Origin of the sequence: Limnospira sp. (genome assembly GCF_051859755.1) — a bacterium.
GTDB classification, from domain to species: domain Bacteria; phylum Cyanobacteriota; class Cyanobacteriia; order Cyanobacteriales; family Microcoleaceae; genus Limnospira; species Limnospira fusiformis.
The window spans coordinates 1-5,998 of record NZ_JBIMLI010000115.1 but is presented as its reverse complement, the minus strand read 5'-3'; the positions used below and the strand labels follow the sequence as shown (position 1 = coordinate 5,998).

Sequence of the window (5,998 nt, the reverse complement as noted above, 5' to 3'; positions counted from 1 at the left end):
GTATCTGGTCGGGAATATATCAGAACGTGGAATTACCTTGGTTGCGTTGGTGGGATAGTGATGGTAATTTACTGTTATCTGGTGAAGAACGAGCGGAACGGGAACAACAACGAGCGGAACAGGAACGACAACGAGCGGAACGGGAACGACAACGAGCCGATCGCCTAGCAGCTCGTTTACAGGAATTGGGAATTGATCCTAATGAAATCATCTGAAATTATCCAATTTGGGCTTTAGTGTCATAGAAGTGGAGAAGAGAAGGAGAGGAGCGATCGCCTTGTCAGATATGCTATAGTCAAGTCAGAACTATCGGTTCTCTTGTATATGACTGCCACCGAATCTTTAACGACTCTACCGGATCATACCCAACTTCCCTGTGAAGACGGAACCTTTGTGAAAAACTTTCAAGAACACCCCCAAAGTATCCTATTAACCGATTCTATTCGTCCGGTTCTTAATCAAATACATCCAGACGGACAATATTGCATTGGTCAAGATAGTGGGATTTACTGGCGCATTACAGACCCACCCCAAAAAGGAGCGGAAGCACCGGACTGGTTTTATGTGGCGAATGTTCCCCCGACCCTCAATGGTAAACTGCGACGGTCTTATGTATTGTGGCAAGAATTAATCCGTCCCCAAATCATCATCGAATTTGTATCTGGGGATGGTTCAGAAGAACGGGATAAAACCGCTTGGAAAGGCAAGTTTTGGATTTATGAAACGGTAATAAGAACGCCGTATTATGCCATCTATGAAGTGGAAAAATCTCAGGTAGAAGTGTATCGTTTAGAGGGTAGTTTCTATGAGTTGCTAACCCCAAATAACCGCAATCATTACCCAATTCCCGAAATGGGAGTAGAGTTAGGTATCTGGTCGGGAATATATCAGAACGTGGAATTACCTTGGTTGCGTTGGTGGGATAGTGATGGTAATTTACTGTTATCTGGTGAAGAACGAGCGGAACGGGAACGACAACGAGCCGATCGCCTAGCAGCTCGTTTACAGGAATTGGGAATTGATCCGAATGAAATTATGTGAAATTATATAATTATGGCGTTAGTGCCATAGTCAAAAATCGTGTTTCCAACTATGTCCTATAGATTGTTATTTGTTTGTCTGGGAAATATTTGTCGATCGCCTTCAGCCGAGAATATTATGAATCATCTGATCGAAGAGGCTAATTTGAGCGATCGCATTGTCTGTGATTCGGCGGGGACATCAGGCTATCATATTGGTTCGGCCCCTGATCCTCGTATGACTATGGCTGCGAAAAAACGAGGCATTGTCCTCAAGGGTTCTGCTCGTCAGTTCACCGCCTCCGATTTTGATAATTTCGATCTAATTTTGGCGATGGATCAGGACAATTATCAGCAAATTCTGTATCTTGATCGAGGGAAAAAATATGGTGATAAGGTTAAGCTAATGTGCGATTTCTGTAGCCATCATACCCTCAAAGAAGTTCCCGATCCCTACTATGGTGGCCCGGAAGGTTTTAATCAGGTGATTGATTTGCTACTAGATGCCTGTGAAGGCTTATTAGAATTTGTAGTTAATCAACCATCGGTTAATTAATTAGGTCATTTTCCAAGGCAAACCGTACCAGTGCAGCGCGGTTACTGCTGTCAGTTTTGCGGAGTAAACTGCTAACATACTTTTCGACAGTGCGAGAACTCAGATGCAGAGAATTTCCGATTTTGACGTTGGATAATCCTTCTGTAAGTAGGTTCAAAACCTGTTGTTCTCGTTCGGTGAGATGAATGTTGGTAGTTGATAAACTGTGAAAATGATGCCGTTTATAACGGGGACTGGTATGGTTTGATAGGGGTTCATTAATCCGAGACCTCCATTCTGCTTCAATGAGTTGCGATCGCTCTAAAAGCGCCCTAATCACTACACCTAACTCATCTAATTCAAAAGGCTTAGGGAGATAATTATCACACCCGAGTTGATAGCCCCGAATCCGCTCTTCGGTACTGGTATGAGCGGTTAAAAAAATCACTGGTAACAAACGGAAACCAGGTTGGGAACGAACTCGCTTGACTAGCTCAAAACCATCCATTTCTGGCATGGCAATATCTGTTACTATCAGGTGTGGTTGATGCTTTTCTACCAATTCGAGTGCTTCCTGACCATTGGTGGCAGAAATGACCATATATCCTGACATTTCCAGATAATCGCTAATCGAAAGGCGAGTTCCCAAATCATCATCAACGACTAGAAGTGTCAAAGGCATAGGAACTGGAGATAAAAGACTAGAGATTTAGATTCTCTATGGGTTTTAGAGATAGGCTGACTCACAAAAAACACCTCACCAACTAGGAAGTTAATACCAAATGCTGTAGCTATCCTCAAATCGCCACTACTTAAATGATTATTTGGGATTGTTTATTTTAACATTATATGTAGTTGACAAGTGGATAGCTTAAGGGATAAGTATTTATCCCTGTACTGATCAGTGGCATGGCAGGGGGCTGTATGATTAGGCATACATCTGGGTTTCCAAGACTTTGATGGTTTGCTGGCGGGTTTTCTGATATGTAAATAATTGTCTCACATCAAATTGAGAAGATAACACTCTTTCCGGCAGCCACTCCCCCGGCTGAGTTATGGCTTGTAAGCCTTGGAGTTCTGTGATCATGTCTCTATAGGCGGGTAAGCCAGATAATTTACTAGATCGAGGGTTGGGTGTGTCTCCAAAGGAACCCACAGCTTGCCAATTTTTACCTGTGGCTGTGGTGGTGCGATCGCTATTATGACCTATACCCAAGGCCATTTTTTCGGTAGCGGGGAGTAAGGCTACTTGGGCGATCGCCACCAGGGCTGCTGTCCCAATTAATCCAGTTATCCCCTCTAGCATTGGCATTCCCGATAACAGACCCAAACCACCACGGGAGACACTGTTATAAGCCGACTCGGCTAGAGTTCCAGGTAAAACTTCAATGGGTGGGAAGTTGGCTGAAGGTCTCTGTTGGGGTTGGGTCTCGTTTATATAGGCTTTAGCAGTAGCGATCGCTTTCCAGGACTGTTCCCAATGGTCTGATGGTAATTCACTGTGCAGCTGAAAGCTACCTTCTCGCCATAGGTAAAAAATCACCTGACACACTTGGGGAATTTCAGCTTGTGCTATCCAAGCCTCAAAGCGTTTGAATAGGGGCTGATTCTGAATGTTTTTTCCCTGACGAAACTTGGTAAATACAGATAAAAAATCTGGTCGTTCTTCCTGTGCAATGGTCTGGCAGGTATTAATACTACTAATAATTATGGCATCTACAGTCATTGACCAAGCCATTGCACTAGATCTCAGATAATATTGTTTGATAATCTTAGGGAGGGAGGAATGCAAAACTATCGCATCCAGACGAGTGAGGTTGTCTAAATTAGTAACCATCTCCCCGGCACGCAAATATTGATAAGTGCTGCGGATATCTCGTTGTTCTGTTAGTTCTAATTGACCTGCATTTAAGGCTGACTCAATAGATTTTTCAATAGCCATTAATCGGGAATTATAACTAGCAATAAGATAGCGCTGACTTAACTCGGAATATACAGGAGAAGACAGAAACAAATAATCCAGCAAATTGAGGGTATTAGGGTCTGTGATAGCCGAGCCTGATTGCAGATTATTATAAGCCTGAAAACATCTAACTTTACTGCGGTCATGAATGGGAGATTGTACAATCAGGTTGTTGATTTTACGGTCAATATTATCAGAGGGCTGGTTGAGTAAAGTATGCAAAATTAAAAAGGCATCCTCTCCCTGCAATCCACACCCTTTCAGACGCAGATTAGCACCTTCTGAGCTATGGGGTGGGATTTTCACTTCATATCTTTTACCTGTTTTTACCATAACCATTTGAGTCCCCCCATTGGTGGCAATTGGAGCCGGGACAAAAATATGATAAAGCTCATCTGTACTCCAGTCATATTCTGGATTAGTGGGGATTTCGTCCTCGGCTTCTGGATAAATATTTTCCACCCATCCTTGAGCGCGTTTCACCACAGAAGCCCCAGAATTGGTGGCTGTATGTATTGCGGCTTTCCCCACTTCGGAAGCGCGATGAGTAATCGAATCCCCTATCTCAGTTGCTGTTTTTCGAGCTGTTTCCGTGGCTCGATCGCTCAGGGATTTACCCAACCCTGATGCGGGTTGACTCCAATTTTTAGGCAGACCGGATACTTTCTGGTTTACGGAATCCCAAAAAGATTGATTTTGGCGATCGCCCATAGTCTACAACTCCATCACAACTCGCATTAAACCAACAGTAGTCTTCACTCAATTATTTCTGCTTCTTAGAACAGAAATCTTAACAGTAGGGGAGTAGCACTTTCCAGAAGTCCCATAACCCCGCCATTACGGGCTCTAAGTTCCTGGGGATTTTGACGAAATTCGATAATTTCAATCAACTGAGCAGTAATTTCCTGCCCTTCCTGGCTCCCCCATCTATTATATAGTTCTTGAGCCTGTTTAGCATCCGACATGGCTCTATTTAAATCACCACTATCAGCCCAAGCCATACTGCGAGCAAAATAAGCCGCCGCCAGGTTAGGATTGAGACTCAGGGCGCGGTTGTAGTGGTCTATGGCATTTTTATAGTTCCCTTCCAAGGCTTCTTTAACTCCCAGGCGATAGAAATCCTCGGCGTTGCCAATATTAGTCGGGAGTCCCACCACTCCAATTAATTGAGCCTCAGTAATATTAGCCTCAAGGGCGATCGCATTAGCCAAATAAGCGCCTCGCAAATCCGACCCCGCCAGGTTCGCCCCAGTCAGGTTCGCCCCAGTCAGGTTAGCCCCAAATAAACTCGCCCCAGTCAGGTTAGCCCCAGTCAGATTAGCCCCAGTCAGGTTAGCACGACTCAGGTTAGCCCCAGTCAGGTTAGCCCCGCTGAGGTTCGCGCCGCTGAGATCTGCTAACACCAAGCCCGCATTAGTCAGATTGCAGTTTGGACATTCTTTAGTTGATAGGAGTTGTCGGATCTCCTGTAAATTACTAGCCTGGACCGGAGCCATTGGTAGGATAGCAATCGACAGGGTAATCATCGTTAGAATTGGGAATTTCATCGAAGATCTCCGGTAGCGAGTAAGCGTTCATGAACCTTTATTCTATACCATTTTCCGCCCATGACTTGGGTGGTATATATGCGGCAATTGTGATCTCAATCAGGTTTAATATTGATCACAATCACAATGGCTGACGCGCTCTATCACTTCCATAATCCCCAGAACGTAAGATAATAGCTACATAGCGTTATATGAGTTCCCATGCTGGCGCAATTCTCACCCTCATCTAACAATCTCGATGCTCTAATTGATCGCATTTTTGTTTCTCGCAAGATCACCCGCGAGGACCAAAAGCAACTTATGTACTTGCTTCTATCCAAGGAATGTCTGAGTGATGAAGAACACGACTGCATTAACGAAGTATTCGATCGCCTACGTCGGGGATTACTCCACGTTGTTGAGTAAATTATCGAAAATTTTTGGTTGAAAACCCCGTCGTTCTACGACGGCTTTTCTTGGTTTTTAATGTAAGACTTCAGAACCTCTAATGGTGCGCCACCGCTTGAAGATACAAAATAACTAGGCGACCATAAAGATTCTTTTCCGTAGAGTTTAGGGAATCTGGCTTGCCCATATCTACGACTGGCAAATCCTTTTAAAGCATTTACTATGACAGAAATAGAGAGTTGAGGAGGGTATTCAACTAAGGTATGAATATGGTCTGACTCCCCATTAAATTCCAGCACTTGAAAATTCATTTTTTCAGCCACTTCTCGAAAATACTTCAGGATTAACATCAGGCTCTCCACTGTCAAGATTTGGCGACGATACTTAGTCACACAGACCAAATGAATCTTTAAATCCGAAACAGACGCTCTTTTCGTCAAAGGGTTGACATCTACCAGACTCCTAGCTATAATTAATGCAGACTCATACATTTTTACAGTATGAAGCTAAGATATCGATATCGAATTTACCCAACAGACCAACAATA

General features: G+C 43.8%; 8 protein-coding genes and 1 pseudogene. 5 read left to right on the top strand and 4 right to left on the bottom strand.

Annotation, left to right across the window (positions count from 1 at the left end; all coding sequences use genetic code 11):
- The 3 genes and pseudogenes from ACTIE0_RS17650 to ACTIE0_RS17640 form a co-directional block, all read left to right on the top strand.
- Positions 1 to 215 (top strand): annotated as a pseudogene (locus ACTIE0_RS17650) (Uma2 family endonuclease); the annotation flags it as partial.
- 109 nt (positions 216 to 324) lie between these two features.
- Positions 325 to 1,041 carry a Uma2 family endonuclease gene (locus ACTIE0_RS17645; protein ID WP_111893536.1) on the top strand — a complete coding sequence of 239 codons (717 nt, stop codon included), beginning with the start codon at positions 325 to 327 and terminating at the stop codon, positions 1,039 to 1,041.
- Positions 1,042 to 1,092: 51 nt separating this feature from the next.
- Positions 1,093 to 1,575 carry a low molecular weight protein-tyrosine-phosphatase gene (locus ACTIE0_RS17640; protein ID WP_006669755.1) on the top strand — a complete coding sequence of 161 codons (483 nt, stop codon included), beginning with the start codon at positions 1,093 to 1,095 and terminating at the stop codon, positions 1,573 to 1,575.
- On the opposite strand, the gene ACTIE0_RS17635 is transcribed toward ACTIE0_RS17640, so the two are convergent.
- From ACTIE0_RS17635 to ACTIE0_RS17625, 3 genes are all read right to left on the bottom strand, one after another.
- Positions 1,568 to 2,236 carry a response regulator transcription factor gene (locus ACTIE0_RS17635; RefSeq protein ID WP_006625870.1) on the bottom strand — a complete coding sequence of 223 codons (669 nt, stop codon included), beginning with the start codon at positions 2,234 to 2,236 and terminating at the stop codon, positions 1,568 to 1,570. The two genes, ACTIE0_RS17640 and ACTIE0_RS17635, sit on opposite strands and share 8 nt — an antisense overlap.
- Positions 2,237 to 2,482: 246 nt before the next feature.
- Entirely contained in the window at positions 2,483 to 4,228 is a 1,746-nt protein-coding gene (locus tag ACTIE0_RS17630) for a hypothetical protein (protein ID WP_006625871.1), read from the bottom strand.
- 65 nt (positions 4,229 to 4,293) lie between these two features.
- A complete protein-coding gene (locus ACTIE0_RS17625) occupies positions 4,294 to 5,064 on the bottom strand; it encodes a pentapeptide repeat-containing protein (RefSeq protein ID WP_006669756.1) in 771 nt (256 codons plus the stop codon).
- A 201-nt stretch (positions 5,065 to 5,265) separates the two neighbouring features.
- Between ACTIE0_RS17625 and ACTIE0_RS17620 the strand changes: the two genes are divergently transcribed.
- Positions 5,266 to 5,469 (top strand): hypothetical protein, encoded by a 204-nt coding sequence (locus tag ACTIE0_RS17620; protein WP_006625873.1) that lies wholly within the window; start codon positions 5,266 to 5,268, stop codon positions 5,467 to 5,469.
- 35 nt (positions 5,470 to 5,504) lie between these two features.
- On the opposite strand, the gene tnpA is transcribed toward ACTIE0_RS17620, so the two are convergent.
- Positions 5,505 to 5,942, bottom strand: coding sequence for an IS200/IS605 family transposase (tnpA, locus tag ACTIE0_RS17615; RefSeq protein ID WP_006669757.1), 438 nt, complete (start codon positions 5,940 to 5,942; stop codon positions 5,505 to 5,507).
- Positions 5,943 to 5,951: 9 nt separating this feature from the next.
- On the opposite strand from tnpA, the gene ACTIE0_RS17610 reads away from it, so the two are divergent.
- A partial coding sequence (locus ACTIE0_RS17610; protein WP_439516945.1) for a helix-turn-helix domain-containing protein occupies positions 5,952 to 5,998 on the top strand: 47 nt, incomplete at its 3' end.